General features: G+C 69.9%; 27 protein-coding genes. 10 read left to right on the top strand and 17 right to left on the bottom strand.

The genetic code is table 11. The features are described 5' to 3' along the window. Window positions 1-53: 53 nt before the first annotated feature. Complete coding sequence (locus ABLI39_RS07235) at window positions 54-1,172, bottom strand: histidinol-phosphate transaminase (RefSeq protein ID WP_349412758.1); 1,119 nt, start codon at window positions 1,170-1,172, stop codon at window positions 54-56. 59 nt (window positions 1,173-1,231) lie between these two features. On the opposite strand from ABLI39_RS07235, the gene ABLI39_RS07230 reads away from it, so the two are divergent. Next, on the top strand, window positions 1,232-1,660 hold the full coding sequence (locus ABLI39_RS07230) for a phage holin family protein (protein WP_349412757.1): 429 nt from the start codon (window positions 1,232-1,234) through the stop codon (window positions 1,658-1,660). A 9-nt stretch (window positions 1,661-1,669) separates the two neighbouring features. Here ABLI39_RS07230 and ABLI39_RS07225 read toward each other — a convergent pair whose 3' ends face one another. Beyond that, window positions 1,670-2,464 carry an alpha/beta hydrolase gene (locus ABLI39_RS07225; protein WP_349412755.1) on the bottom strand — a complete coding sequence of 265 codons (795 nt, stop codon included), beginning with the start codon at window positions 2,462-2,464 and terminating at the stop codon, window positions 1,670-1,672. A 233-nt stretch (window positions 2,465-2,697) separates the two neighbouring features. Between ABLI39_RS07225 and ABLI39_RS07220 the strand changes: the two genes are divergently transcribed. Beyond that, a complete protein-coding gene (locus ABLI39_RS07220; RefSeq protein WP_349412754.1) occupies window positions 2,698-3,015 on the top strand; it encodes a hypothetical protein in 318 nt (105 codons plus the stop codon). 137 nt (window positions 3,016-3,152) lie between these two features. Here the strand turns inward: ABLI39_RS07220 and ABLI39_RS07215 are convergent, their stop codons facing one another. Then, on the bottom strand, window positions 3,153-3,449 hold the full coding sequence (locus ABLI39_RS07215) for a hypothetical protein (RefSeq protein WP_349412753.1): 297 nt from the start codon (window positions 3,447-3,449) through the stop codon (window positions 3,153-3,155). A gap of 207 nt (window positions 3,450-3,656) precedes the next feature. Here ABLI39_RS07215 and purB point away from each other — a divergent pair, with 207 nt between their 5' ends. The 5 genes from purB to ABLI39_RS07190 all read left to right on the top strand — a co-directional run bounded on the left by purB (window position 3,657) and on the right by ABLI39_RS07190 (window position 8,694). After that, complete coding sequence (gene purB / locus ABLI39_RS07210) at window positions 3,657-5,099, top strand: adenylosuccinate lyase (RefSeq protein WP_349412752.1); 1,443 nt, start codon at window positions 3,657-3,659, stop codon at window positions 5,097-5,099. Between the two features lie 110 nt (window positions 5,100-5,209). Then, window positions 5,210-6,094, top strand: a complete 885-nt coding sequence (locus ABLI39_RS07205) for an endonuclease/exonuclease/phosphatase family protein (protein WP_349412751.1) — start codon at window positions 5,210-5,212, stop codon at window positions 6,092-6,094. Between the two features lie 52 nt (window positions 6,095-6,146). Then, window positions 6,147-6,815, top strand: a complete 669-nt coding sequence (locus ABLI39_RS07200; protein ID WP_349412750.1) for a histidine phosphatase family protein — start codon at window positions 6,147-6,149, stop codon at window positions 6,813-6,815. A gap of 117 nt (window positions 6,816-6,932) precedes the next feature. Continuing rightward, the gene (locus tag ABLI39_RS07195; RefSeq protein ID WP_349412749.1) at window positions 6,933-7,412 is read left to right on the top strand and encodes a GNAT family N-acetyltransferase; all 480 of its coding nucleotides are present in this window, start codon (window positions 6,933-6,935) and stop codon (window positions 7,410-7,412) included. A gap of 94 nt (window positions 7,413-7,506) precedes the next feature. After that, window positions 7,507-8,694, top strand: coding sequence for an alkaline phosphatase family protein (locus ABLI39_RS07190; RefSeq protein ID WP_349412748.1), 1,188 nt, complete (start codon window positions 7,507-7,509; stop codon window positions 8,692-8,694). Window positions 8,695-8,741: 47 nt separating this feature from the next. On the opposite strand, the gene ABLI39_RS07185 is transcribed toward ABLI39_RS07190, so the two are convergent. The 4 genes from ABLI39_RS07185 to ABLI39_RS07170 form a co-directional block, all read right to left on the bottom strand. Next, on the bottom strand, window positions 8,742-9,134 hold the full coding sequence (locus tag ABLI39_RS07185) for a nuclear transport factor 2 family protein (RefSeq protein WP_349412747.1): 393 nt from the start codon (window positions 9,132-9,134) through the stop codon (window positions 8,742-8,744). A 107-nt stretch (window positions 9,135-9,241) separates the two neighbouring features. Next, complete coding sequence (locus ABLI39_RS07180) at window positions 9,242-10,432, bottom strand: 4-hydroxybenzoate 3-monooxygenase (RefSeq protein WP_349412746.1); 1,191 nt, start codon at window positions 10,430-10,432, stop codon at window positions 9,242-9,244. A gap of 93 nt (window positions 10,433-10,525) precedes the next feature. Beyond that, a complete protein-coding gene (locus tag ABLI39_RS07175; protein WP_349412745.1) occupies window positions 10,526-11,305 on the bottom strand; it encodes an IclR family transcriptional regulator in 780 nt (259 codons plus the stop codon). A gap of 36 nt (window positions 11,306-11,341) precedes the next feature. Beyond that, the gene (locus ABLI39_RS07170) at window positions 11,342-12,382 is read right to left on the bottom strand and encodes an FUSC family protein (protein ID WP_349412864.1); all 1,041 of its coding nucleotides are present in this window, start codon (window positions 12,380-12,382) and stop codon (window positions 11,342-11,344) included. Between the two features lie 212 nt (window positions 12,383-12,594). Between ABLI39_RS07170 and mscL the strand changes: the two genes are divergently transcribed. Further along, window positions 12,595-13,110 (top strand): large conductance mechanosensitive channel protein MscL, encoded by a 516-nt coding sequence (gene mscL, locus ABLI39_RS07165; protein ID WP_349412744.1) that lies wholly within the window; start codon window positions 12,595-12,597, stop codon window positions 13,108-13,110. 87 nt (window positions 13,111-13,197) lie between these two features. Continuing rightward, entirely contained in the window at window positions 13,198-14,070 is an 873-nt protein-coding gene (locus ABLI39_RS07160; protein ID WP_349412743.1) for an amino acid-binding protein, read from the top strand. On the opposite strand, the gene ABLI39_RS07155 is transcribed toward ABLI39_RS07160, so the two are convergent. Next, window positions 14,067-15,026: a diacylglycerol/lipid kinase family protein gene (locus tag ABLI39_RS07155; protein ID WP_349412742.1), complete on the bottom strand. Its 960-nt coding sequence runs from the start codon at window positions 15,024-15,026 to the stop codon at window positions 14,067-14,069. The genes ABLI39_RS07160 and ABLI39_RS07155 overlap by 4 nt on opposite strands. A gap of 371 nt (window positions 15,027-15,397) precedes the next feature. Between ABLI39_RS07155 and ABLI39_RS07150 the strand changes: the two genes are divergently transcribed. Next, a complete protein-coding gene (locus tag ABLI39_RS07150) occupies window positions 15,398-15,883 on the top strand; it encodes a hypothetical protein (protein WP_349412741.1) in 486 nt (161 codons plus the stop codon). Between the two features lie 31 nt (window positions 15,884-15,914). On the opposite strand, the gene ABLI39_RS07145 is transcribed toward ABLI39_RS07150, so the two are convergent. The 9 genes from ABLI39_RS07145 to pcaH all read right to left on the bottom strand — a co-directional run bounded on the left by ABLI39_RS07145 (window position 15,915) and on the right by pcaH (window position 23,647). Continuing rightward, complete coding sequence (locus ABLI39_RS07145) at window positions 15,915-16,730, bottom strand: IclR family transcriptional regulator domain-containing protein (RefSeq protein WP_349412740.1); 816 nt, start codon at window positions 16,728-16,730, stop codon at window positions 15,915-15,917. A 38-nt stretch (window positions 16,731-16,768) separates the two neighbouring features. Further along, window positions 16,769-17,440 carry a 3-oxoacid CoA-transferase subunit B gene (locus ABLI39_RS07140; RefSeq protein ID WP_349412739.1) on the bottom strand — a complete coding sequence of 224 codons (672 nt, stop codon included), beginning with the start codon at window positions 17,438-17,440 and terminating at the stop codon, window positions 16,769-16,771. Window position 17,441: 1 nt separating this feature from the next. Further along, the gene (locus ABLI39_RS07135; RefSeq protein ID WP_349412738.1) at window positions 17,442-18,101 is read right to left on the bottom strand and encodes a 3-oxoacid CoA-transferase subunit A; all 660 of its coding nucleotides are present in this window, start codon (window positions 18,099-18,101) and stop codon (window positions 17,442-17,444) included. Between the two features lie 3 nt (window positions 18,102-18,104). Next, on the bottom strand, window positions 18,105-19,331 hold the full coding sequence (locus ABLI39_RS07130) for a thiolase family protein (protein ID WP_349412737.1): 1,227 nt from the start codon (window positions 19,329-19,331) through the stop codon (window positions 18,105-18,107). Between the two features lie 86 nt (window positions 19,332-19,417). Further along, window positions 19,418-19,882: a 4-carboxymuconolactone decarboxylase gene (gene pcaC, locus ABLI39_RS07125; protein ID WP_349412736.1), complete on the bottom strand. Its 465-nt coding sequence runs from the start codon at window positions 19,880-19,882 to the stop codon at window positions 19,418-19,420. Continuing rightward, window positions 19,879-20,697 carry an alpha/beta fold hydrolase gene (locus ABLI39_RS07120; protein WP_349412735.1) on the bottom strand — a complete coding sequence of 273 codons (819 nt, stop codon included), beginning with the start codon at window positions 20,695-20,697 and terminating at the stop codon, window positions 19,879-19,881. Before ABLI39_RS07120 ends, pcaC begins: the two co-directional genes overlap by 4 nt. Beyond that, on the bottom strand, window positions 20,690-22,168 hold the full coding sequence (locus tag ABLI39_RS07115) for a lyase family protein (RefSeq protein WP_349412734.1): 1,479 nt from the start codon (window positions 22,166-22,168) through the stop codon (window positions 20,690-20,692). The genes ABLI39_RS07120 and ABLI39_RS07115 overlap by 8 nt, the downstream gene beginning before the upstream one ends. Continuing rightward, window positions 22,165-22,746, bottom strand: coding sequence for a protocatechuate 3,4-dioxygenase subunit alpha (gene pcaG / locus ABLI39_RS07110; protein ID WP_349412733.1), 582 nt, complete (start codon window positions 22,744-22,746; stop codon window positions 22,165-22,167). The genes ABLI39_RS07115 and pcaG overlap by 4 nt, the downstream gene beginning before the upstream one ends. After that, window positions 22,739-23,647, bottom strand: a complete 909-nt coding sequence (pcaH, locus tag ABLI39_RS07105; RefSeq protein ID WP_502935200.1) for a protocatechuate 3,4-dioxygenase subunit beta — start codon at window positions 23,645-23,647, stop codon at window positions 22,739-22,741. Before pcaH ends, pcaG begins: the two co-directional genes overlap by 8 nt. Window positions 23,648-23,683 lie beyond the last annotated feature (36 nt).

Here is a 23,683-nt window from a genome sequence, read left to right as displayed (position 1 = left end):
ACTCGTCCCCTACTTTATCCGCAGCGGGCTCCCGGCGGGCTTCATGTTAAGCGCTAGGAACGCTGCGGGGGTTTTGTATAGATCGCACACAATTCAAGGAACCGGGTGTTGGCCTCGGGTTCGCCGATGCTGACGCGCACGCCCTCGTTGCCGAAGGCCCGGACGGAGAGGGCCCGTTCCCCTGCCAGCGCGGCGAATTCCGCGCTGTTGGTTCCCAGATTCAGCCAGACGAAGTTGCCCTGGGCGTCCGGCACGAACCAGCCGAGGTCGCGCAGTCCGGCCGTCACGCGGTCCCGTTCGTCGACCAGGCTTTGTACCCTTTCTACAACCTCGCCGAAATGCTGGAGCGAGGTCACCGCCGCCGCCTCGGCGATCTGCGAAACCGCGAACGGTGTGGCTGTCACCCGCAGGTGTTGCGTGAGCTCCGGCTGGGAGACGCTGTAACCCACGCGTAGTCCGGCCAGGCCGTGCGCCTTGGAGAAGGTGCGCAGCACCACCACGTTGGGGTACTTGCGGTACATCTCGATACCGTCAACGGCGTCCTCGGCCCGGACAAACTCCTGGTAGGCCTCGTCGATGACCACCACAATGTCCGAGGGCACTCTCTTGAGGAACCGCTCGGTCTCCTCCGTCGTGAGGATGGGTCCGGTGGGGTTGTTGGGGGTGCACAGCAGGATCATCCGGGTGCGCGCCGTCACCGCGGCTGCCATAGCGTCCAGGTCGTGCCGGCCCTCGGCCGTCAGCGGGATCTGCACGCTCTGCGCGCCGGCGAGGCCCACGCTGATGGGGTAGGCCTCGAACGAGCGCCACGCATAAATGACCTCGTCGGCCTTGCCGTCGTCATTCTGGCCGGCGAAGGTGGCCAGCAACTGGTTGAGCGCGCCGAGGCTGCCCGCGCCGGTAACGATGTCCTCGGCCGGGACGTCCAGGAAGCCGGCCAGCTCGCCGCGGAGTTTGCTGCTGAGCGGGTCCGGATAGCGGTTGAAGTCGGTCTGCGCCGCGATGGCCTGCTGCACTGCAGGAATCGGGGGCAGGGGGTTCTCGTTGGAGGACAGCTTGTAGCTAACCAGCCCCTCGACCGGGACCGGGGGTTTGCCGGCCGCGTAACGGGGAAGGAGGTCTACCACCGGCCGCGGGCGGACCCCGCCGGCCTGGTTCTCTGATGAAGTCATGCGACCTAGCCTACTTCGACCTCCTGCCGGGAGGCCCGGGGATGTGACAGCATGGGGCCATGCGCTCACTCTCCGTGCGGGTCATCGTCAATGCGCTGGCCCTTTGGATCGCCAGCTGGATCCTTCCCGGGATGGATATCTCCACCACCGCCACCACCGGGGCCGTGGCCAACAGCGGCGTCACGCAGGGCACGGACACGATCGGGATCATCCTGGCGTACCTGTTCATCGGGCTGATCTTCGGCCTGGTCAACGCCCTCGTCAAACCGCTGGTCAGCCTGCTGTCGCTGCCGATCACCATCCTCACGCTGGGACTGTTCACGATCGTCATCAACGCCGCCATGCTGTACCTCACCTCATGGCTGAGCTCCTACACGCCGGTGCATTTCACCATCGACTCCTTCTTCTGGACGGCAGTGTTGGCCGCCATCATCATCACCGTGGTGTCCCTGGTGGCCGGCAGGCTTCCGGGCGGCCGACGGGGCTGACCGGCGGCGCTAACCCGGCACTCCCAGCGGCACCGGTCTCGCGTCCGGTCGCGGGTCCGGCCTCGCGTCCCGTGCCGGCGGACCGGCCGACGGCGTTACGGGCTTGCCGCGGTCCGGGCCCGGCGCCGTGGGGACGCCCTGCGGGGCCAGCGCCTCGCGCCGCAGCGAGAACCTCGTGACCGTCGTGGTGCCGCCGGCCCCGACCACCGCCGCGAGCGCGGCGGTGGAAGCCTGCAGCGAGGGATCCTTGCTCGCCGAAACCGCTTCCGCCCCGGCCGCGTAGTTTTCCAGCCGGTGGCCGGGGCCGAGCCCGAAGTCCTGCGGCGGCGGCATGGCCAGGTCATTGGTCAGGGTCACGGTCACCCGGTCCCTGGTGTCCGCGTTGGCCAGCCCGTCGGCCCCCGGCACCCAGTCGTGCCGGTGCTCCAGGTGCAGGCTGCCGATCCCGGGTTCGGGGGTGATGCCGCCCACCGGGGAACCCGCGGTCAGCACGAACCTGAGGTCGAATTCGGCCAGGAAGGCTTTGTCCCGGCTGAGGTTCATGGCGTGGATGCCGCCCTGGCTGTAGCCCACCACGGCGAGCTGCTCGCCCGCTTCGGCGCCGGCTTCCCGCAGCGCCTGCCGGATAGCCGCGTTTGTTGCCTCCGAGTCGTAGCCGAGCGCCTCGGCGATACCGGCCGTGTCGAACGGATTCGTTCCCTCGGGCAAGCCGCCGAGCTGCGTTCCCGGAATGATGACCACCCAGGCGCGCGCGCTGCCGCCGTCGACCCGGATGACTTCGATGTCGCCGCTGGTCCGGCCCACCGCCTCGGCCCGGCGCAGCAGGCCGGCGGGGAGACATCCACGTCCGCGGTGGCCGTTTCGCTGCCGACAACCCTGACCGGCCTCGGTTTCAGGAATTCCAGTCCCGGCGCCGCGGTCAGGTCCCGGACGGCGCGGCGGACGTCAGCGGGGCCGCTGAGGACCCCGACGGCCCCCGCCAGCGGAAAGGTCAGGCCCAGCAGCAGGGCGAGGCCGCGGGGAGCCTCGGCCACCGCGTGTTCAACCTGGTCCCGCACGCCCGGGAGCTCGAAAGGCGCCGGAGAAGTGCCGTACTCCGGGGCGCCGAGACCCATCCGGAGCAGCAGCGCGTTCCGGGCCTCGGTGAACTCGTACTCCCGGTGGCTGGCCCGGACCTGGGCCGCGATGTGTTCCAGCTCGGCCCGGACCCGGCCGACGTCGCGGCCCGCCTCCCCGACGGCGATGATGGCGTCGCTCCCGCTGCGGTAGGAATCGGTCTGGTACTGGAAGAGCGACCGGCGGATACCGTCTGCTTCGCCTTCCACGGCGTACAGCTGGCGCACGACGGCGTCTAGGGCAGCCGCGCCGGCCAGCAACTCCTCGAACTGGAAGCTGAGGCCGCCCACCCCGCCGCGGATGCGCAGCATCCCTTCGGGAGCGGGCACGGACGGGCGCGGAACCTCGCCGGAGCCCGACGGAGTTACCTCCGCCATCAGTAGCCCGGGCGTCCGGATGAGAGCGTCACCTGCTGGGCGTGGCGCAGCACCACCGCCTGCGCGTCCGCCAGCGCGTCCCGGGCGCGCCGCAGGGACGCGGCCTGCAACGACAGCGTGTTGCGGTAGGCCCGGCCCGCCGGGGATTGCCAGTCCTGGAGCTCCAGCCGGCCCAGACCGGCAACGACGGCGCCGGCCTCCTCCGCGCAGGACGCCACCCTGGCCGCCAGCTGCTGGACCTCGTAGCTGCGTGAGGCGCAGGCCGCCGCATCGGTTGCCGTCAACGTGCCGTTCATGGCCCGAGCTCCCTTCCCTTCCAGTTCCCGTCCCGGATTCCAACGCTAGGGAGCCCCGGCGGGGGCCGGAACCGGCTGCGCCGGCTATGTGGAAAAGCCGACAGCGCTGCGCCCCGGCCCGCGGATCCGGGGAACGCCGGCAGCGCCGGGATGTCATACGCACCCGCGCGCTTAAGGCCCGGCGGCACTTCGTGAAAGAATCGGACCATGCCTGAAACTGCCGCCACAGCTGAGACCCGCACGCCGTCCGGACGCCTGGCCCTCGCCGCGTCCGACCACCAGATCGCTCTCGGCCCGCTGGACGGCCGCTACCAGCCCGCCGTCGCGCCGCTGGTGGACTACCTCTCCGAAGCCGCCCTCAACCGCGACCGGGTCGCCGTCGAGGTTGAATGGCTGATCCACCTGACCAGCAACAACGTGCTGCCGGGCGCCGGGCCGCTGAGCGCGGAGCAGCAGGCCAAGCTGCGCGCCATCGTGACCGAATTCGACGCCACGTCGGTCGCCGAGCTGGCCGACATCGAGGCCGTCACCGTGCACGACGTGAAGGCCGTGGAATACTACATCGGCCGCCGGCTGCCCGGCGTCGGGATCGAGCACCTGACCGCCATGGTGCACTTCGGCTGCACCTCCGAGGACATCAACAACCTCTCCTACGCGCTCGGCGTCAAGGGCGCCGTGGAAGACGTCTGGCTGCCGGCGGCCCGCAAGCTCGTCGCGCAGATCAGCGCCATGGCCGAGGCCAACCGCGCGGTGCCGATGCTCTCCCGCACCCATGGCCAGCCCGCCACCCCCACGACGCTGGGCAAGGAGCTCGCCGTGATCGCGCACCGGCTGACCCGCCAGCTGGACCGCATCGCCCGGACCGAATACCTCGGCAAGATCAACGGGGCCACCGGCACCTACGCTGCGCACGTGGCCTCGGTGCCGGGCGCCGACTGGGAGCAGGTTGCCCGGAGTTTCGTCGAGTCCCTGGGCCTGGCCTGGAATCCGCTGACCACGCAGATCGAGAGCCACGACTGGCAGGCCGAGCTGTACGCCGACGTCGCGCGCTTCAACCGGATCCTGCACAACGTCTGCACGGACATCTGGAGCTACATCTCGATCGGCTACTTCGCGCAGATCCCGGTGGCCGGCGCCACCGGCTCTTCAACGATGCCGCACAAGGTCAACCCGATCCGCTTCGAGAACGCCGAGGCCAACCTGGAGATCTCCTCCGGGCTGCTGGACGTGCTGGGCTCAACCCTGGTCACCTCCCGCTGGCAGCGCGACCTCACCGACTCCTCCTCGCAGCGCAACATCGGCGTCGCGTTCGGCCACTCCCTGCTGGCCATCTCCAACGTGGCCAAGGGCCTGGACCGCCTCGACGTCGCCGAGGACGTGCTGGCGAAGGATCTGGACACCAACTGGGAGGTCCTCGGCGAGGCGATCCAGATGGTGATGCGCGCCGAGGCGATCGCCGGCGTCGAGGGCATGGAAAACCCGTACGAGCGGCTCAAGGACCTGACCCGGGGCCAGCGCGTGGACGCCGCCCGGATGCAGGAGTTCGTCCAGAGCCTTGGCCTGTCCGCCGACGCCGAAGCCCGGCTCCTGGCCCTGACCCCCGGCAAGTACACCGGCATCGCCGACAAGCTGGTGGACCACCTGGCCTAGCCGTGCTGGCCCTGAGTTAACCTTCCGGCAGGCCGCCGTTTACGCGGCCGTCGAGGACTGGCCAGCTTCCACGGGGAAGCTGGGACTGTTACCGACACGAGGAGAACCCCTTGCCGAGCGACACCGCGTCGACCGCACGGACTGTCCTGGCCGACCCCGGCGCTGAAGCCGACCCCGGCGCCGGCACTGCGGCCGCGGACGCGGCCGCCCTGAGCCTGATGAGTTTCAACATCCGCTGCGACATCGCGTCGACACTGCCGGGGCAGGCCGACTACTGGCCCGAGCGCGTCCCGGCGCTGCAGGCCGTCCTGGCCGAGGAACTTCCTGAGGTCCTGGGCATCCAGGAGGGCCTGGAGCACCAGCTGGCCGTGATCGAAGAAGCCCTTCCGGAGCACTACCGGATGATCGGCCACGGCCGCGAGGGCGGCCGCCGGGGCGAGCACTCCTGCATCTTCTACGACTCCCGCCGCCTGCGGCTGCGCATGTGGGACCAGTTCTGGCTCTCGGACACGCCCACGGTGCCCGGATCGGCGACGTGGGGCAACGACGTCACCCGGATCGCCACGTGGGGTCGATTCGAGGACAGCTGTACGGGACGTGAGCTGATGGTGGTCAACACCCACTTCGACCACGAGTCCGAGAACGCCCAGTTGCGCAGCGCCGAGGCCATCATCGAGCATGCAACCCGCGAGCCGGGGCTGCCGACCGTCCTGATGGGGGACTTCAACGCCGACGCCGGCGCCTCCGGGGCGTACAGCACCCTGGTGGGCAGCGGCGCATTCCGGGATTCCTGGACCGCAGCGAAGCAGCGGCTGACCCCGGAGTACGGGACGTTCCCGAACTACAAGGACCCGGTCATCGGCGAAAGCCGGATCGACTGGATCGCGGTGACGCCGAACATCCAGGTTGCCGAGGCCGCGGTCAACACCTTCCGCCTGGACGACCGCTACCCCAGCGACCACGCGCCAATCCAGGCCACGGTCCGGATCCCGTGACCGGATCCAGTGACCGGCGCAGCCGGCACAGGCAGCCGGTAAAATCGCTGCCATGAGGCTGCTGCTGATCCGCCACGGGCAGACCCCGGGCAACGTCCTGGGCCAACTGGACACCGCCCACCCGGGACCCGGCCTGACCGAACTAGGCGTGCGGCAGGCCGCCGCCCTCGCCCGCACCCTGGTGAACGAGCGGATCGAGCTGCTCTACGCGTCCACCCTCGTCCGCACCCAGCTCACGGCCACACCGCTCGCGAGCAGCCGGGACCTGGAAATCGAGGTGCTCGCCGGGTTGCGGGAAATCGAAGCCGGCGCCCTGGAAAAGCTCACCGATCGCGAATCCCACCTGCGCTACCTGGGCACCGTGTTCGCCTGGGCCGAGGGCGAGCTGGACCGGCGGATGCCCGCCGGGCCCAGCGGGCACGACTTCTTCGAACGCTACGACGACTCGATTGCGAGGATTGCCGCCGCGTCCACCGGCGCTGACGACGCCACCGTGGCCGTGGTCAGCCACGGCGCCGCGATCCGGGTCTGGGCCGGGCTGCGCGCTGCCAACGTCGAGCCGGGGTTCGCGGCGCGGCACGTGCTCGCCAACACCGGTATCGTGGCCCTCGAAGGCGATCCCGACGCCGGTTGGCGTCTGATCCACTGGGACGACAGTCCGGTGGGCGGGCTCGCCCTCGCGGACCCGACGGCGGAAGACCCCACCGGCCGCCCGGCCTAGCCTGTACTTCGGGCCCCGGGCCGCCGAGTTCTCGAAGCCCTTACACGGCGGAAACACCGGCGAAACCGCGCCTCCCTAGCCTTGGTCTGCATAACCCTTCGGCGAATCGAGGCAGCGATGCAGACCAACCCGCGGCTCCACATCCGGCTAGTCCCCTGGGCCAACCCCGTGGGCGCCGACCTGCGGGCCGCCCAGCAGGCGGAACTGGACGCCCGCTTCGGCCACAGCAACCACGAGCCCGGACCGCCGCCGTCGGAGACGGACACCGCGGTGTTCCTGGTGGCCCACGACAAGGCGTCCGGCCAGCCGGTCGGCGGCGGCGGGCTGCGCCTGCTGGACGATTGCACGGCGGAGATCAAACGCCTCTACGTGCTGCCGTACACCCGCGGCTCGGGGGTGGCCAGTTCCATCCTCGCGGCGCTGGAGGGACACGCCCATGCCCTCGGCATCACCACCCTGACCGCGGAGGCGTGTTCGGTACAGGCCGACGGCCGGCACTTCTACGAGAGTTCGGGCTTCACACCCGTGCCCAACTTCGGCCCCTACTACGCCAAGGCGATCGACTCGCACAGCGCCGCCCGCACGGCAATGGTGTGAACTCCCTGTGAATACCGCCCGGGCGCTGTCGCCGGGGGCGGCAAAGGGCTTTGCTTAAGACACGGACCACAGCGTCAAGAGAAAGCCGCAACCCATGAGCCGGAACCGTGCCCTCCCCGCCCGCCGGATGACCGGCCTCCTGCTTGCCTCCGCGCTCATCGCCGCGGCCGCCGCCTGCACCCCGGCCCCGCAGCCGCCCGGCCCCACCGGCAGCGGCACGCCCACGGCGACTGCACCGACGACGGCGAGCGCCACGCCGTCGACCTCGCCCCCGTCAACTTCGGCGCCGCCGTCGTCGCCCTCCGGCGGGCCGCAGGCGGCCGGCAAACCCGGCCACGTTTTTATCATCAACTTCGAAAACAAGAGTTACGACAAGGTGTGGGGTTCCGGCTCCGCCGCTCCGTATCTCTCCCGGACCCTGCGCGCCCAGGGGGTGCTGCTCTCGGAGTATTACGGCATCGCGCACAACTCCAACCCCAACTATCTGGCCCAGATTTCGGGGCAGGCCTCCAATCCGATGACCCGCGCCGACTGCCCGACGTATGCGCCCCTCACCCAGACCGGCACGGCCGCCCTGGGCCAGGTGCAGGGCACCGGCTGCGTCTATCCCGAGTCCGTCCCCACTGTCGCCGGCCAGCTCAGCGCCGCGGGCAAGACCTGGAAGGGCTACATGGAGGACATGGGGACCCCCTGCCTGCATCCAGAACCCGGCGCCAAGGACGACCACCAGGGCGCCAAACCGGGGGACCAGTACGCCACCAGGCATAACCCCTTTGTCTACTTCACCGCGATCACTTCCTCCCCGGACTGCGAGCGCAATGTGGTGGACTTCTCGGCCCTGGCCGGAGATCTGCAGTCCATTGCCACGACCCCCAATCTCTCCTACATCTCGCCCAACCTCTGCAACGACGGCCACGACAGCCCCTGCGTTGACGGCAGCCCGGGAGGGCTGGCCGCCAGCGACAGCTGGCTGCGCGAGCAGGTCCCTGCCATCCTCGACTCCCCCGCCTTCAAGCAGGACGGCGTCCTGGTCATCACGTTCGATGAGACCGAGGGCCAGACGACCGGATCCGCCGCGATTCCCGGCGGTGCCGCCGGCGGCCGGGTCGGTGCCCTGGTGCTCTCGCCCTTCACGCGGGGCGGCACGGCCACGGACACGCCGTACAACCACTTCAACCTGCTGGCCAGCATCGAGGACATCTTCTCGCTGCCCCGGCTCGGGTACGCCGGGGCGCCGGGCCTCAAGAGCTTCGGCGCGGACGTTTTCAACGCCCGGTCCTGACGCTGGCCTGACCTGCCGGGGCGGCCCAAGTAGGGTGTCGGCACGGGCTAGACCCAGAAATCGTCCGCCCTGGCCGTGTCCTCGAAATACTCCCTGCCCTCGGCGATTTTTCCGTCACGGACCACAAACGTGATGACGGTGGACATATCCAGAGTCTTGCCGTTGTTGGTTCCGTGTGTTTGCTGGATCGCGACTGTGTGGTCCTCGCCGCCGACGATGTCCTGGACCCTGGCCTGGAAGTCACCCTGGGTGCGTGCTCCCAGTTCCCCGAAGTAGGCCAGGACGGCGTCGCGGCCCTGTTTCGTTCCCGAGAGCACGCCGCTGCCGGCCACGTACCAGACTGCGTCCTCCGCGAACAGCTCGTTGAGGGTCGCCATATCCCCGGCGTTGAAGGCCTCGTACCCTCGCCGGACCAGCTCGATATTCTCCGTGCTTCCCATGATCGGACACCTCTCCGTCGTCCTTGTTGGGGTCATGCTGGGACGGTTAAAGGCTAGTCCTGGCCCGGGGTGGTGTCGACGGAATTTTGCGCCCTGCCGCGGCCGCCCTAGCGTCCTGCCGGCCAGCCCGTGTAGGCCTCCGCAAGGTAGGCGCGGCCGTGCCTCGAGGACACCACGGAGCTGAGCTCGCCGAGCTGCCGGGCGCGGGCGAAGTCGTCGGCGTCGGTCGGGGTGTGGAGCATGGAGGTCATCCAGTAGGAGAAGTGCTGCGCCTTCCATACCCGGTCCAGGGCGCGGTCGCTGTACAGGTCCAGGAGCCTGGTGGAGCCGGTCTTGTAAAAGCTGTCGAGGCCCTCAAAAAGCACCTTGACATCGTGCAGCGCGAGGTTCAGGCCCTTGGCCCCGGTGGGCGGGACGGTGTGGGCTGCGTCGCCGGCGAGGAAGAGCTTGCCGTGGCGCATCGGGGCGTGCACAAAGCTGCGGAACTTCAGGACGGTCTTGTCAATAACGGGTCCCTCCTTGAGTTCGAAGCCGTTGCCGTTGACGCGGCTGCGGAAGGCGTCCCAGATCCGGTCCTCGCTCCAGTCGTTGACGTTCTCGTTGGGGTCGCACTGGAAGTACATTCGCTGGACGGTCTCGGTCCGTTGGCTGATCAGGGCGAAGCCGTTCTCGGAGTTGGCGTAGATCAGTTCGTCGGAGCTGCGCGGCGCCTCGGCCAGGATCCCGAACCAGGCGAAGGGGTATTCGTGGAAGTACCACTTGCGCTGGGCCTCCGGGATCTGGAACCGGCTGTGGCTGCGGGAGCCGTCTGCGCCGGCGATGAAGTCGGCCTGCAGCTCCCATTCCACTCCGTCGGCATCGGTGAACCAGACCTTTGGGTCGCCCTCAAGGTCGTAGATGGTGGTGTCGGTGACGCTGTACCGGACATCGCCGCCGTCCGCCCGGCGCCGTGCGGCGAGGTCGAGGAAAACGTCGGTCTGGGGATAGAGCCAGACCGACTCGCCGACGAGGTCCTGGAAGTCGATCCGGTGGCTTTCGCCGTTGAAGCGCAGTTCGATGCCGTCGTGGCGGTCGCCGTCACGCAGGACACGGTCGGAGACGTCGCTGTCCACGAGCAGGTTTACGGAGCCGTGTTCCAGGATGCCCGCACGGACGGTTTCGGAGATTGCCTGGTGGCTGCGGATCTCGATCACGGTGGATTCGATGCCCTCTTTGGCCAGCAGGTGCGAGAGCATCAGCCCTGCCGGGCCGGCCCCCATGATCGCGACCTGGGTGGTGATGACTTTGCGGTTTGCCATGGTGTCCTCGCTTCGTTGCGGGGCCGGGACTGCTGGGCGTCCGGGGCCGGTGCTTTCTCTGGCTACAGTGTGCGCCCACCGGGGTGATCCGCGTTACAGGCTTTCCGTTGAACGGAAATCAGCGGCCGCGCGGGCGTCCCCTAGCCGCCGGCCGATGCCGCGGGCCGCGGTCTGCAGGGCCGGGACCAGCGCCTGCAGCCGCACCTCCCGCAGCGGGACCACGACGCCGAGTGCCGCCACAGCGCGCTTCCGGCCGTCCAGCACCGGAACGGCGATTCCCCAGGTGTCGGGATCCACCACTCCGGCCAGCTCGGCAAAACCCTGGCCGGCCACCTCGGCCAGGAGCGCACGGACGTCCGCGGCGCGCACCCTGCCCGCGGGATCGGTGAACTGGCGCAGGTACTCCGCCTGCACAGGGGCCGGCTGGTGGGCCATCAAAGCCAGTCCGGCCGAGGAGAGGTGCACGGGCATCCGGCCGGCGATCTGGGCGCGGTTCGCCACTGAGCCGCGACGGGACAACCGTTCCACGAACAGGGCCTCCCAACCGTCCAGCACGGCGAGGTTCACGTTCTGGTGGAGCACCTGCTGGATGTCCTCCATAAAGGGCATGGCCGCCTGCCGCAGGGCCAGGGTGGGGGAATTCCGGTTCACCAGCTCCCACAGCCGCAGCCCCAGCCGGACCGATCCCCCGCCGCCCAGCTCCACGAGGCCGTGCCCGGCCAGCTGCCGGACCAGCCGGTGCGCCGTCGTCAGGGGCAGGCCGGCACGGTCCGCGAGGTCGGAGAGCTGCAGGGCCGTCGAGCCCTCGGGGAACGCCTCGATCAGGCGCACCACGCGGTCCACTACCGAGTCCCCGGTGCGGGAATTAGCCATCCGTCCTGCTTCCCCAAGCTGTTGCTGTGCCTGGTATCAGTCTTCCATTGAATGGCCACCCGCGCTGAGCCGGCGCCACACGGCCGGAGCCAGCACCACGGCGACGCCGACGGTGGCCCCGATGACGGTCTCCAGGAAGCGGTCCCGCAGCGTTCCCGCCGGCACTGGGGCCACCAACAGGGTCGAAATCAGGGCCAAAGGGGTGACGAAGACCTGGGCCAGCACATATTGGCGGGCGATGAACATTTCGGCGCCGAACTGGCAGGCGGCGATCACCAGCACGGTCTGCCAGGGGGCGGGTTCCAGCAGCAGGATCAGGGCGAGCAGGACCAGCCCCAGGGCGGTCCCGATGATGCGCTGCAGGCCGCGGCTGAGGCGGTGCCGCGTGGTGTGCCCCACCAGCGGGACGACGGCGGCCACCATGGCCCAGTAGTTGTGGCCGAAGCCGAGCCACTCCCCGATCAGGGTGGCAAGGGTGCCGGCCAGCCCCGCCGCCACGAGGTATCCCACCGCTTCAAGCCGGGCAACGCGGTGCTCCACGCCGGAGAGCCTGGCCGGCCGGGGCCAGGACCATGGCTGGCGGCGGCTCGGGAGGACGCGGGAGGACAGGCCGACCAGCAGCGAGAACCCCACCGTCAGGGCGGCGACCAGCATGCCCTGCCACAGCGGCGGCTGGTTGTGGATCGAGGCGATTGCCGCGAAGGCGAAGATGTGGAACAGCGATCCCGCCGGCCGGAGCCGCCACCAGGCGACAATCAGCGAGCAGCCGCCGGCCACCAGCGTGGTGGCAAGGACCTGCAGCCAGGTGCTGCCGGATGGAGTGAGGGCGAACACTTCCCCGGCCCGGGCCGTCAGGGCGCCGAGCAGGATCACGGCCAGCATCAGCGCGCCGGCCCGCAACTGGAGGATCAACCGCCGGCCGTGGGGCTCGTTCCGGCCGTAGATTCCGGTGAAGGCGCCAAAGGAGGCAAAGATGGCCAGATCCAGGCGGCCCAGCAGCACCAGGCTCAGCAGCGGGACAAAGACGCCAACGGCGCACCGGACCGCGACCTGGTGATCCTTGTTGGCCGGAGCCATGGTGAACATGTCGGCGAGCAACGTCGCGGGCTTCACGGGCGGGATGGGCCTTCCTTTGCATTCGGTTCAGGGAACGACGGCGGCACTGGCATCCGGTTGAATCGTACGCCAGCAGCGGGACATTCCGGGCCTCGGATTCCGTTGAACGGAAGTTTTGGTTGGGGGTCGAGGTGGTAGCGTCTAGCGGTTGAAACACCATTCGAGAGGACACCATGCTCAAAGGATTCAAGGATTTCATCCTGCGCGGCAATGTGATCGAACTGTCCATCGCCGTCGTGGTCGGCACGGCCTTCACCGCGCTGGTCACGGCCTTCACCACAAACATCATCAACCCGGTCATTGCGGCCGCCGGCGGCGTCGAGACGCACGGACTCGGCTTCTACGTCTGGCCCGGCAACGAGAAGACCTTCGTCAATATCGGGGCGGTCGTGACGGCCTTTGTGACCTTTATGATCACCGCCGCGGTGGTGTACTTCATCTTCGTGGCGCCGATGAACCGGATCAACCGGATGGTCAAGCAGCGCCTGGCCACCGCCGAGCCGGAGGAGAAGCCCCTCCCGCCGGACACCGCGCTGCTGGCGGAGATCCGCGACCTGCTGGCTTCGCTGGCCGGAACCGGCGCGAAGCCGGGAAACGACGCCGGCGGCGGCGGGCCGGTCGGACGCGACGGCGGCGCGGATGCCCCCGGCAGCCGTACGGCCGAGTACTCCGGCGAACGCAGCCGCTGACCCGCCCGGTCCGCAGCTCCCGGGCCGGGACGTAAATCTTCATCCATCGGCAACCGGCCCGAAACAGCCGGCGGACACGATGGGAGCATGAAGCCCAGAGCAAACCGTGCAACGCCGGCCGGGACCGTCCCCCCAACGCCGGCGGAGTTGAGCTGCGAGGTCTGCGGCCAGATGCCCGAACCCACCAAGGCGCGGCTGACCCTGGCCAACATCGCCGTGATGCTTCCGATCGAGCTGCTGGTGCACGCCGCCGTCGTCGAGACGCACCTGCCCTACCTGTCCAAAGTGCTGGTACTCACGCTGACCGCCACGGTGCTGGTGATCTGGGTGGCCGAGCCCTCGGCGGCGCGGATGCTGCGGCGCTGGCTCCACGCCCCGGCCCTGCGGCACCGCAGCCGGCTCGGCGCAGCACCGGCCCTGTGGCGGGCGCGCACGGTGCTGCGGGACCGGCCCGGGGCCCTGCAGAAGCTCACACAGGCCCTGGCCGGGCTGGAGACGAACATCCTGAGCATCCATGTCCACCACGTGCCGGGCGGCGTCCTGGACGAATTTGTCCTCGCCCCGGGGGAGGTGGGCGAGGCCGGGCTGCTGCGGGCCCTGCGCGAGGGCGGCGGCCGCGAGCCGCAGGTCTGGCCCACCACCGCCCTGGCCATGGCCGACGGGCAGACCGGCGCCCTGAGCCTCGCGGCCCGGATCGCCGCCCATCCCGCCGAGCTGCCGCTGGCCGTGGCGGAGCTGCTGCGGGCGCGGATCGTTGCGCTGCCGGGATCGGACCCGGGGCCGCCGTTCCAGGACCCGCGGGACGGCACGCTGCTGCGGATCCCAACCGCCTGGCACGGCCCGATCAGCTTCATCCGGCCCGGCGAGCCGTTCACCCCCGCGGAATCCGCGCGGGCCCACCGGCTGGCCGAGCTCGCCGAGATCCTCGCCTACCGGCAGGTCCCCGCGGCGGAGGGCTAAGCCGCCTTCGTCATCCGGATGGCCAGCGCCTCGTGCTCCACAGTGACCTTGAGGTGCTTGGCCTTGCCGATGTGGTCGCCGTCGAGCTGGAACTCCTGCTCATGGTCGAGGCTGATTTCCGCGGTCTTCCCAGCGAAGTACTCCACCGACTTGTTCTTGCTGTTCTTCCGCCCGAACATGCCGGCCACCACGCTGAACCAGCCGAGCCTGCCCGCCGGGGCCAGGATCAGGACGTCCAGAATGTTGTCATCAATCTTGGCGTCGGGGAAGACTTCCACGCCTCCGGTGATCTTGCCGCAGTTGCCCACCATCACGCTGCGGATCCGGCGGCGGACCGGGTGCTGCCCGTCGATGCTGATGTGGGCCTTGACGGGCTTGCCGGGCAGGTGCCGGATGCCGGCTTCCACATACGCGAGCCAGCCCACGCGGTCCTTGAGCTCGTCTACGGTGTTCGCCATGATCGCCGCGTCGTAGCCAAGGCCGGCCATGACCAGGAAGACCTGTTCGTCCTCGGCATGGTCCAGGCTGGCCTTCACCACGTCCACCTTGATGTCGCTGCCGTTCAGGACGTCATAGCTGGCGGCCACCGGATCGGTGATGTCGACGCCGATGTTGCGGGCCAGCAGGTTCCCGGTGCCCATCGGGACCAGGCCCATCGGCGTCCCGGTGCCCGCGAGGACCTCGGCCACGCAGCGGACCGTGCCGTCGCCGCCGGCGGCGATCACGACGTCGACCCCCGCCTCGAGCGCCTGGCGGGCCTGGCCCAGGCCGGTGTCCTCGGCGGTGGTCTCGAGCCACAGCGGTTCGCTCCAGCCCTGTGTTTCGCAGAGCCGGTAGAACGACGCTTTGAAGTCCTCGCCGGAGGATTTCATGGGGTTGATGATCACGGCGGCGCGCTTGGGCTGGACGGGGGCGTCCTGGCCGGGGGTGTCCTGCGCGGCATTGGTCTGTGGCATGGCGTCCTTCGGGCAAGTGGTCGGGATGGGTCCCGCAGGGAAATCCTATCGGGGCGGGGCTGGAACCTGGCGCAAGAGGTCCGGGAATCACGGCAGCACCGTCCCGGCCGAAACAATGCCGCCAAAATCCTCATTTTCGGGCCGCCTTGTGCCAGACTGGGCGGGACTTACCGGCACATCGATGACCGGGACACTCATCTCATTTGGGGGAATGATGACAGAGCGCGCAGATTTTGACGCCGAAAAAAAAATCCGAATCCTTTGGGCCGGCCGAGCCGCGCTACGGCCAGCGGTGGCCCGACGGCGCGCCCTGGCCGGATTCCGCGGAACACCGGCATGCGCAGCTGCCCGCGTTGCCCCTCCCCCTCCCCGTGCCCCTCCCCCCGGTCCGGCCGGAGTCCCTGGATAGCACGGTGCGCGGCACGGTCTTTGCCCTCGCCGTGGTGCCGGTCGGCGTCGGACTCTGGCTGCTCCTGTGGAAGCTGGGGTGGATGGGGTCAATCGTTGCCTTCGTAACCGCGGCAGGAGCCGCCCGGCTGTATCTCGCCGGCAGCATGGCGGGCCGCGGCTCAAACATGACCAAGCATGGCGCGTGGGTGGTTGTGGGCGTGACAATCGTGACGGTGCTGCTGTCATTCCTGGCCAGCATCTGGGTGGACCTGGCCGACTACGTGGGCGATTCACCGCTGGCGATGCTGGCCCAACCCGAGGCATGGGACCTCCTGGGCTACAACCTGACGAGCAACCCGGACCTGATCGAGGACCTCAAGGGTGAATTCCTCATGGCGCTGCTGTTCAGCGCCCTGGGCTGCTTCTTTACGCTGCGGCAGCTGTTCGCCCAGGCCCGCCGGGGCTAGGCCGGGGTATCGGCACGGGCCCTGCGCCGGATCAGCCTCCGGCGGAGAGGTCGGCCGAAATGAGCTCCGCGGTGGCGACGGCGGCCTCGCGGACTGACTCCAGGTAGGCCGCCGGGTCCGGCTGCGCCGCGACGGCCTGGGCCTGCAGCGAGACGTTGATGGCGGCGACCACCTTGGGCCCGTCGTGGATCGGCGCGGCCAGGGACATCAGCCCCAGCTCCAGTTCCTGGTCCAGCAGGCACCAGCCCTGGCCGCGGACGGTGTCCAGCTCCGCCACGAGTTCTTCGGGGGTGCCGATCGCGCGTGGTGTGAGGGGCCGCAGTTCGGCCGCGGCCAGGTACTCCTTGAGCCGCGCCGGCGGGAGGGCGGCCAGCAGCACCCGGCCCATGGAGGTGGCGTACGCCGGAAACCGGGTGCCCACGGTAATGCCGACGGTCATGATCCGGCGCGTGGCGACCCGGGCAATGTAGGCGATGTCAGTGCCGTCCAGCACGGCGGCCGACGTCGACTCTCCCAGCTTGAGCGAGAGCTCCTCCAGGTGCGGCTGGGCGATTTGCGGCAGCGACAGCCCGGAGAGGTAGGCGTAGCCAAGCTGGAGCACCTTGGCGGTCAGCGCGAAGGCCTTGCCGTCGGTGCGGACGTACCCGAGCTCGACGAGGGTGTGCAGGAAGCGGCGCGCGGTGGCCCGGGTCAGGTCCGTCCGGGCCGCCACCTCGGTCAGCGTCATCAGCGGGTGCTCCGAGTCGAAGGACCGGATCACCGCCAGTCCCCTTGCCAGCGACTGGACGTACTGGTCGCTGGCCGCGGGCGCCCCGTCGGCCCGGGTGCCCTTTGCTGCCTCAGTCATTTAACGCCTCTCGATCACGCATCACTTTATACGGAGGCTTAGGGTCCGGCGGCGGTGAGCGGCACCGGCACCAGGGCCTGCAGCTCCTCGAGGGTGCAGCCGAAGGTCTCGCGCACCTGGACGCCGTCGGGGCCGGTCAGGAAGACCGCCTTGTCCGTGTAGACCCTGGTCACGCAGCCGATTCCGGTGAGCGGATAGCTGCAGGACTCCACCAGCTTGGACACTCCCTCGCGGGTCAGCAGCGTCATCATCACAAAGACGTCCTTCGCGCCGGTCGCCAGGTCCATGGCGCCGCCGACGGCGGGAATCGCATCCGCGGCGCCGGTGTGCCAGTTGGCAAGGTCCCCGGTGGCGGAGACCTGGAACGCGCCGAGCACGCAGATGTCCAGGTGCCCGCCGCGCATGATCGCGAAGGAGTCCGCGTGGTGGAAGTAGGACGCGCCCGGCAGCTCCGTCACCGGGACCTTGCCCGCGTTGATGAGGTCGCCGTCGACCTGTTCCCCGGTGGCCTCCGGGCCCATGCCCAGCATGCCGTTCTCGGTGTGGAGCGTGACGTTCTGCTCCGGCTCGAGGTAGTTCGAGACCAGGGTGGGCTGGCCGATGCCCAGGTTCACGAACGAGCCGGGTTTGATGTCCCGGGCCACCAGGCGGGCAAGGTCGTCGCGGCCCAGCGGCGCGTCCGAGGTCTGGATACTCGTCTTGAGGCTCATCTCAGGCCACCTTCACGATGCTGTTGACGTAGATTCCGGGGGTCACAACGTTTTCCGGGTCCAGGCCGCCGGTGGGGACGATTTCGGAGACCTGGACGATCGTGTGTTTGGCGGCCGCCGCCATGATAGGGCCGAAGTTGCGGGCGGTCTTGCGGTAGACGAGGTTGCCCTTCCGGTCGGCCGTGAGCGCTTTGATCAGCGCGACGTCGGCGTGGATGGGCGTTTCGAAGACCTGCCATTTGCCGTCCAGGAAGCGGGTTTCCTTGCCCTCGGCCAGCATGGTGCCGTAGCCGGTGGGGGTGAAGAAGCCACCGATCCCGGCGCCGGCGGCCCGGATCCGCTCGGCCAGGTTCCCCTGCGGCACCAGCTCCAGCTCGATCTCGCCGGCGCGGAACTTCGCGTCGAAGTGCCACGAATCGGACTGCCGCGGGAAGGAGCAGATCATTTTCTTTACCCGGCCTTCCTTGATCAGCAGGGCCAGGCCCTGGTCGCCCTGGCCGGCATTGTTGTTGACCACGGTGAGGCCGGTGGCGCCGCAGTCCAGCAGGGCGTCGATGAGTTCGAACGGCTGCCCGGCGTTGCCGAAACCGCCGATCATCACCGTGGAGCCGTCCGTGATCCCGGCTACGGCCTCGCCCACGGTGTCAATGAAGTTCAGCATGTCCTAGCCCTTTGCAGCCGGCGCCGACGGGTTATCCCGAACGGCGGTAGAAACGTTTTCGAGGACGACGGCCAGGCCCTGGCCGACGCCGATGCAGATCGCGGCGACGCCCCAGCGCTGCCCGGAGGCCTGCAGGGACCGGGCCAGGGTGCCCAGGATCCTGGCTCCGGAGGCGCCGAGGGGGTGGCCCATCGCGATCGCGCCGCCGTGCCGGTTCACGATGGCCGGGTCGATGCCCCAGGCGTTGATGCAGGCCAGGGACTGCGCGGCGAAGGCCTCGTTGAGTTCGACGGCGCCGACCTGGTCCCAGCCGATCCCGGCCTTCGCGAGGGCCTTGTTCGCGGCCTCCACCGGGGCGTAGCCGAAAAACTGGGGGTCGTTCGCGTGCGCGCCGCGTCCGGCGATGCGCGCCAGCGGGTCCATCCCCAGCAGGCCTGCCGCGGTTTCGGAGCCGAGCCACGCCGCGGACGCGCCGTCCGAGAGCGGGGAGGCGTTCCCGGCGGTGACGGTGCCCTGCTCCGTCCGGAACACGGTTTTGAGCCCGGCAAGTTTCTCCGCGGAGGACCCGGGACGGATGCCCTCGTCGCGGACCAGGTCGGTGCCCGGGACCGGGGCGACCAGGGTGTCGTAGAAGCCCGCGTCCCAGGCCGCGGCGGCCAGGTTGTGCGAGTTGGCGGAGAATTCGTCCTGAGCCTGGCGGCCGACCCCGTATTTTTCGGCGAGCCGCTCGGTGGCCTCGCCCAGGGAGACGGTCCAGTCCGGGCGCATGGCCTTGTTCACCAGCCGCCAGCCGAGCGTGGTGGAGACCAGGGCGAGGTCTCCGGCCGGGTAGGGTTTCTCGGTCTTGGGCAGCACCCAGGGCGCCCGGGACATCGATTCGACCCCGCCGACCAGCATTAGGTCCGCGTCGCCCGTGTTGATCTGGCGGGACGCGATGATCGCCGCGTCCAGCGAGGACCCGCAGAGCCGGTTGACCGTGGTCCCCGGAACCGAGACCGGCAGGCCGGCCAGCAGCGTGCCCATCCGGGCGACGTTGCGGTTCTCCTCGCCAGCGCCGTTGGCGTTGCCGAACACCACCTCATCGATCCGCTCCGGATCGAGCCCAGGGGCTCGGCGGACGGCCTCTCCGATCACGTGGGCGGCCAGGTCATCCGGTCGCACCGCGGCGAGCCCGCCGCCGAACTTCCCGAACGGGGTCCGCACGGCGTCGTACAAAAAAGCCTCAGTCATCTCTCATGTCCCTCATGGTTACGTTCCCTCCCAACTGGCTGGCAGATCAGGCCGTTTTCAGCCCTGAAAACGGCCCCAAGTGCGAGTCAGTTGGGTGGGGGTGCGGCGGTTGGATCAGTTTCGTCGATGGTGCGGAACACCTGCTGGGCGGTCTTGAAAGCGGTGTTGGCGGAGGGGACCCCGCAGTAGATGGCGGTCTGCAGCAGGATTTCCTTGATCTCGTCCCTGCTCAGGCCGTTGGTGACGGCGGCGCGGATGTGCATGGCCAGTTCCTCCCAGTGCCCGTGCGCCACCATCGCGGTGATCGTGACGGCCGAGCGCATCTGCCGGCTGAGCCCTGGCCGGGTCCAGATCCCGCCCCAGGCGATCCGGGTGATCATGTCCTGGAAGTCCTCCGTGAAGGAGTCCTTGGCGGCGTTGGCCCGGTCCACGTGCGCGGCACCGAGCACCTCGCGGCGCACGGCCATGCCGCCGTCGTAGATCTCCTGGCTGGTGGCATCCGGCTGGACTGCTCCATGCCGTTCCAGCCCGGTCCGCTCCGGCCCGGTCACTGGCCGGCTCCGCGTGATTCGGTCCAGCTGATCAGGCTGCGCAGCAGTTCGGCCACGTGGCCGGGCGCCTCGAAGGGCGCCAGGTGCGCCACCCCGTCCAGGGTCGCCGCATTGGCCGTGCCTCCCTCGGCGGTGATGCCGTCGACGATCTCCCGGGCCAACGACGGCGGCGCGACGGTATCCTGGGCGCCGGCCAGCGCCTGGGTGGGGACCCGGATGCCGCCGAGTTCGTCCCGCACGTCGAAGCCGGCGAGGGCCTCGCAGCAGAAGGCGTAGCTGAAGCGGTCGGCGTCGCGCAGGGTGTGCAGCAGGTGGCTGCTGCGGTCCGGCTCGCGCTCCATAAAGCCCGGCGCGAACCAGCGCTGGGCGGAGCCCTCGATCATCACACCGGTGCCCTGGTTGCGGACCGTCACGGCCCGTTCCAGCCAGCCCTCGGGGGTGCCGATCTTCGCGCCGGTGCACTGCACGGACAGGCTCTTGAGCCGTTCGCCGTGCTTGATGCCCAGCTGCAGGCCGGTGGCACCGCCGAGGGACACACCGGCGTAGTGGAACCGGGCGCCGGGGGCGATCGAATCGACCAGCTCGACGACGGCGTCGGCCAGTTCGGCGACGGTGAAGGTCTCCGCCGCGGCCGGGGAGACGCCGTGACCGGGCAGGTCCCAGGCGACGATGTCGGCGTCGTCGCCGAGCAGGGCGCCGGCCTGGCTCCAGAGCAGTGTGGAAGTCCCCAGGGACGGGCCCAGCACGAGGAGGGGCTTGTCGCCGAGCTCGCGCACGGGCGAGAGCAGTACGGCCTTGAGGGTTGGTCTAGCCACGGTTGGCGCCTTTCTCTTCGGTCGGTCTTGTGGGGTCGGTCGGTTCGGCGCCGGGCTGCGCGAAGGCCGGCCACGCCGCGAGGATGCGGCGCGAGATTTCGGGCGCCTGGCCCAGATAGTTGGCCGGATCCAGCAGCTCCTCGAGCCGCTCGTCGGAGAGCAGCTCCGCCGGGACGGCGGCCCGGAGCAGCTTCCGGTAGGAGCTGGACTGTTCGGCGGCGTGCACCTGGAGGGTCTGGTCCACCACGTCCTGGAGCCGGCTCCGGCCGTCCGGCCCGAGCAGCGGACCGACGGCGGCGCCCACCGCCTCGGAGAGCAGCAGGGGGCCGGCGAGGTCCAGGTTCCGCCGCATCGCCGACGGGTAGACCTGCAGGCCCTCCGCCAGTTCGCGGAGCTGCACTGCCGCGCCGAGGGCCAGGCGCAGCAACGAGCGCAGCGCGGTCCACTCGCTGTGCCAGGCGCCGTCGGGGCGTTCGTCGTTGAAATTGGCCGCGGCCAGGTGCAGCTGGGCTGCCAGCGCCGGCGCCTGCAGGGCGGCGCTGCGCACCAGCACGGACAGCACCGGGTTTTGCTTCTGCGGCATGGCCGAGGAGCCGCCGCGGCCGGCGGCCCGGGGTTCGGCGAGTTCGGCCACCTCGGGCCGGCTCAGGAACAGCACGTCGGCGGCGATCTTGCCCGCCGCGTCGGTCACGGCGGCCAGGGCGTCGCCGAGCGCGGTGACGGCGAGGCGGTTGGTGTGCCACGGGGCGGGGGCGGCGGCCAGCCCCAACCGTGCGGCGAGCCGGTCGGCCAGCTCGAGCGGGCCGAGGGCCGAGCCTTCGGCCAGCACGGTACCGGCCGCCAGGGTGCCGGCGGCCCCGCCGGTCTGGACCGGCAGTTCCAGAGCCTCGAGCCGCTGAGCGGCGGCGGCGAGCCCGTGGAACCACTGCGCGGCCTTCAGGCCGAAGCTGAACGGCAGCGAATGCTGGGTCAGGCTGCGGCCCACACACAAGGTCCGCTGGTGCCACTGCGCAAGGTCGGCCAGGGCCGCCGTCGTGCGGCGGGTCTCGGTGAGCAGTTCGCGCACGGCGCCGGCGGCCAGCAGCATCAGGGCGGTGTCCAGCACGTCCTGGCTGGTCAACGAGCTGTGCACGGCCCGTCCGGCGCCGATGCCGGCCGAGTCCAGCGCGGCGACCTGGTCGCGGAGGTCGGCGAGCAGCGGGATCACCGGGTTGCCGCCGCCCTGGGCGCGGACGGCGATCCCGGCGACGTCGTAGCGGTCGACGGCGGCGGCCGCCGCCACGAGCGCGGCGGATCCGGCCGGGACCAGGGCCGCCTCTTCCAGGACGGCAGCCCAGCCGGCTTCGACCCGGAGCAGGGCGGCGAGCACCGCCCGGTCCCCGGTCAGCGCAGCCACCCGGGGCGACGCCGACACCGGGCTCAGCAGGCCGAAGTCGCCGTCCGGGCCGGGCCCGGCGTGCGGGGAGGTCACGTGGCGTCCCCCGCGCCCGCGGCTCCCTCGAAGTCGAGGAAGACCGTCTCGTCCTCGCCCTGCAGCCGGATGTCCCAGCTGAGGCCGCCGTCGGGGTCGCGCCGGGCGATCAGGGTCCGGCGGCGCTCCGGGTCGAGCGAGGCCAGTAGCGGGTCGGCGGCGAGGGCTTCCTCGTTCTCGGGCAGGTAGACCCGGGTGAAGAGCCGGTTCATCAGGCCGCGGGCGAACACCACGACGGAGATGAACGGCGCGGCGCCGGGGGCGGCGGGGCCCGGGTTGACGGTGGTGAAGGTGAAGACGCCGGTGTTGCCGACGGCGCTGCGGCCGAATCCGGTGAAGGTGTAGCCGTCGCGGACCAGGGAGCCGGTGCGCTGTGGGACGTTGCCCTCGGCGTCGGCCTGCCAGATCTCCAGGATGGCGTCCGGGACCGGGTTGCCGGCGCCGTCGTACACGGTGCCCTGGAGCCGGATGGAGCCGGCGGATCCGGGGGCCAGCAGCTCGCGGTCCTTGGCGTAGGGCAGGGCGTAGCCGTAGAACGGGCCCACGGTCTGGCCGGGGGTGGGGGTCAATTTACTCATGGTCGTCTCCGTCCGCGCCCAATGCTTCGTTTTCGGTCCAGGTCCGCTTCGAGCCGGTCAGGACGATGTCCCAGTTGTAGGCCAGCGCCCATTCCGGTTTGGTCTGGTCATGGTTGTAGGTGGCGACCAGCCGGTCCCGGGCGTCCTGGTCCACGATCGACTGGTAGATCGGGTCCAGGGCGAAGAGCGGGTCGCCGGGGAAGTACATCTGGGTGACGATCCGCTGGGTGAACTCCTGGCCGAAAAGCGAGAAGTGGATGTGCGCCGGGCGCCAGGCGTTCAGGTGGTTCTTCCATGGGTAGGCGCCGGGCTTGATCGTGGTGAAACTGTAGGACCCGTCCGCCCCGGTGATGCAGCGGCCGACGCCGGTGAAGTTCGGGTCCAGCGGCGCCGGGTGCTGGTCGCGCTTGTGGATGTAGCGGCCGGAGGAGTTGGCCTGCCAGATCTCCACGAGCTGGCCCGCCACCGGCCGGCCGTCGCCGTCGAGCACCCGCCCGGAGACGATGATCCGCTCACCCAGCGGCTCGCCGTTGTGCTGGATCGTGAGGTCGGCTTCAAGGGCGTGCACGTCCATGTGCCCGAACGCCGGTGAATGCAGCTCGATGGTTTCCGGGTCCGCGTGCTGCAGGCTCTTGGTCGGGTGGCGCAGGATGCTGCTGCGGTACGGCGGGTAGTCCAGCCGCGGCTGGGTCTCCGCCGGGGCGCCGTTCCGGAGCGCCTGCGCGTAGGCATCCCCGAGCGCCGTCATCTCGTCGCTGAGGATCTGCTGCGATTCCGCGGCGGTGTCCAGGGCCGGGGCCGCCTTGGCGGCGGGCTTCGGTGTGGCCTCGGGCGCTGCGTCGGACACGTCCTCGGTGAGCTGGTCCGCGTTGAAAATCTCGAGGTTGATCTCTTCAGGCACAGCAGCCTCCTTTCGTTGGGTGGGATGGGTGGGTCC

Origin of the sequence: Pseudarthrobacter sp. B907, assembly GCF_040137805.1 — a bacterium.
Taxonomy (GTDB): Bacteria; Actinomycetota; Actinomycetes; order Actinomycetales; family Micrococcaceae; genus Arthrobacter.
Note: the sequence above shows the minus strand (reverse complement) of the source record. Positions and strands in the feature narration are given on the sequence as shown.

What these genes read in the sequence shown, in the direction of transcription:
- ABLI39_RS07235 (WP_349412758.1), bottom strand. Translation starts at nt 1,172, where the DNA reads ATGACTTCATCAGAGAACCAGGCCGGCGGGGTCCGCCCGCGGCCGGTG.
- ABLI39_RS07230 (WP_349412757.1), top strand. Translation starts at nt 1,232, where the DNA reads ATGCGCTCACTCTCCGTGCGGGTCATCGTCAATGCGCTGGCCCTTTGG.
- ABLI39_RS07215 (WP_349412753.1), bottom strand. Translation starts at nt 3,449, where the DNA reads ATGAACGGCACGTTGACGGCAACCGATGCGGCGGCCTGCGCCTCACGC.
- purB (WP_349412752.1), top strand. Translation starts at nt 3,657, where the DNA reads ATGCCTGAAACTGCCGCCACAGCTGAGACCCGCACGCCGTCCGGACGC.
- ABLI39_RS07200 (WP_349412750.1), top strand. Translation starts at nt 6,147, where the DNA reads ATGAGGCTGCTGCTGATCCGCCACGGGCAGACCCCGGGCAACGTCCTG.
- ABLI39_RS07195 (WP_349412749.1), top strand. Translation starts at nt 6,933, where the DNA reads ATGCAGACCAACCCGCGGCTCCACATCCGGCTAGTCCCCTGGGCCAAC.
- ABLI39_RS07190 (WP_349412748.1), top strand. Translation starts at nt 7,507, where the DNA reads ATGAGCCGGAACCGTGCCCTCCCCGCCCGCCGGATGACCGGCCTCCTG.
- ABLI39_RS07185 (WP_349412747.1), bottom strand. Translation starts at nt 9,134, where the DNA reads ATGGGAAGCACGGAGAATATCGAGCTGGTCCGGCGAGGGTACGAGGCC.
- ABLI39_RS07180 (WP_349412746.1), bottom strand. Translation starts at nt 10,432, where the DNA reads ATGGCAAACCGCAAAGTCATCACCACCCAGGTCGCGATCATGGGGGCC.
- ABLI39_RS07175 (WP_349412745.1), bottom strand. Translation starts at nt 11,305, where the DNA reads ATGGCTAATTCCCGCACCGGGGACTCGGTAGTGGACCGCGTGGTGCGC.
- ABLI39_RS07170 (WP_349412864.1), bottom strand. Translation starts at nt 12,382, where the DNA reads ATGGCTCCGGCCAACAAGGATCACCAGGTCGCGGTCCGGTGCGCCGTT.
- mscL (WP_349412744.1), top strand. Translation starts at nt 12,595, where the DNA reads ATGCTCAAAGGATTCAAGGATTTCATCCTGCGCGGCAATGTGATCGAA.
- ABLI39_RS07160 (WP_349412743.1), top strand. Translation starts at nt 13,198, where the DNA reads ATGAAGCCCAGAGCAAACCGTGCAACGCCGGCCGGGACCGTCCCCCCA.
- ABLI39_RS07155 (WP_349412742.1), bottom strand. Translation starts at nt 15,026, where the DNA reads ATGCCACAGACCAATGCCGCGCAGGACACCCCCGGCCAGGACGCCCCC.
- ABLI39_RS07145 (WP_349412740.1), bottom strand. Translation starts at nt 16,730, where the DNA reads ATGACTGAGGCAGCAAAGGGCACCCGGGCCGACGGGGCGCCCGCGGCC.
- ABLI39_RS07140 (WP_349412739.1), bottom strand. Translation starts at nt 17,440, where the DNA reads ATGAGCCTCAAGACGAGTATCCAGACCTCGGACGCGCCGCTGGGCCGC.
- ABLI39_RS07135 (WP_349412738.1), bottom strand. Translation starts at nt 18,101, where the DNA reads ATGCTGAACTTCATTGACACCGTGGGCGAGGCCGTAGCCGGGATCACG.
- ABLI39_RS07130 (WP_349412737.1), bottom strand. Translation starts at nt 19,331, where the DNA reads ATGACTGAGGCTTTTTTGTACGACGCCGTGCGGACCCCGTTCGGGAAG.
- pcaG (WP_349412733.1), bottom strand. Translation starts at nt 22,746, where the DNA reads ATGAGTAAATTGACCCCCACCCCCGGCCAGACCGTGGGCCCGTTCTAC.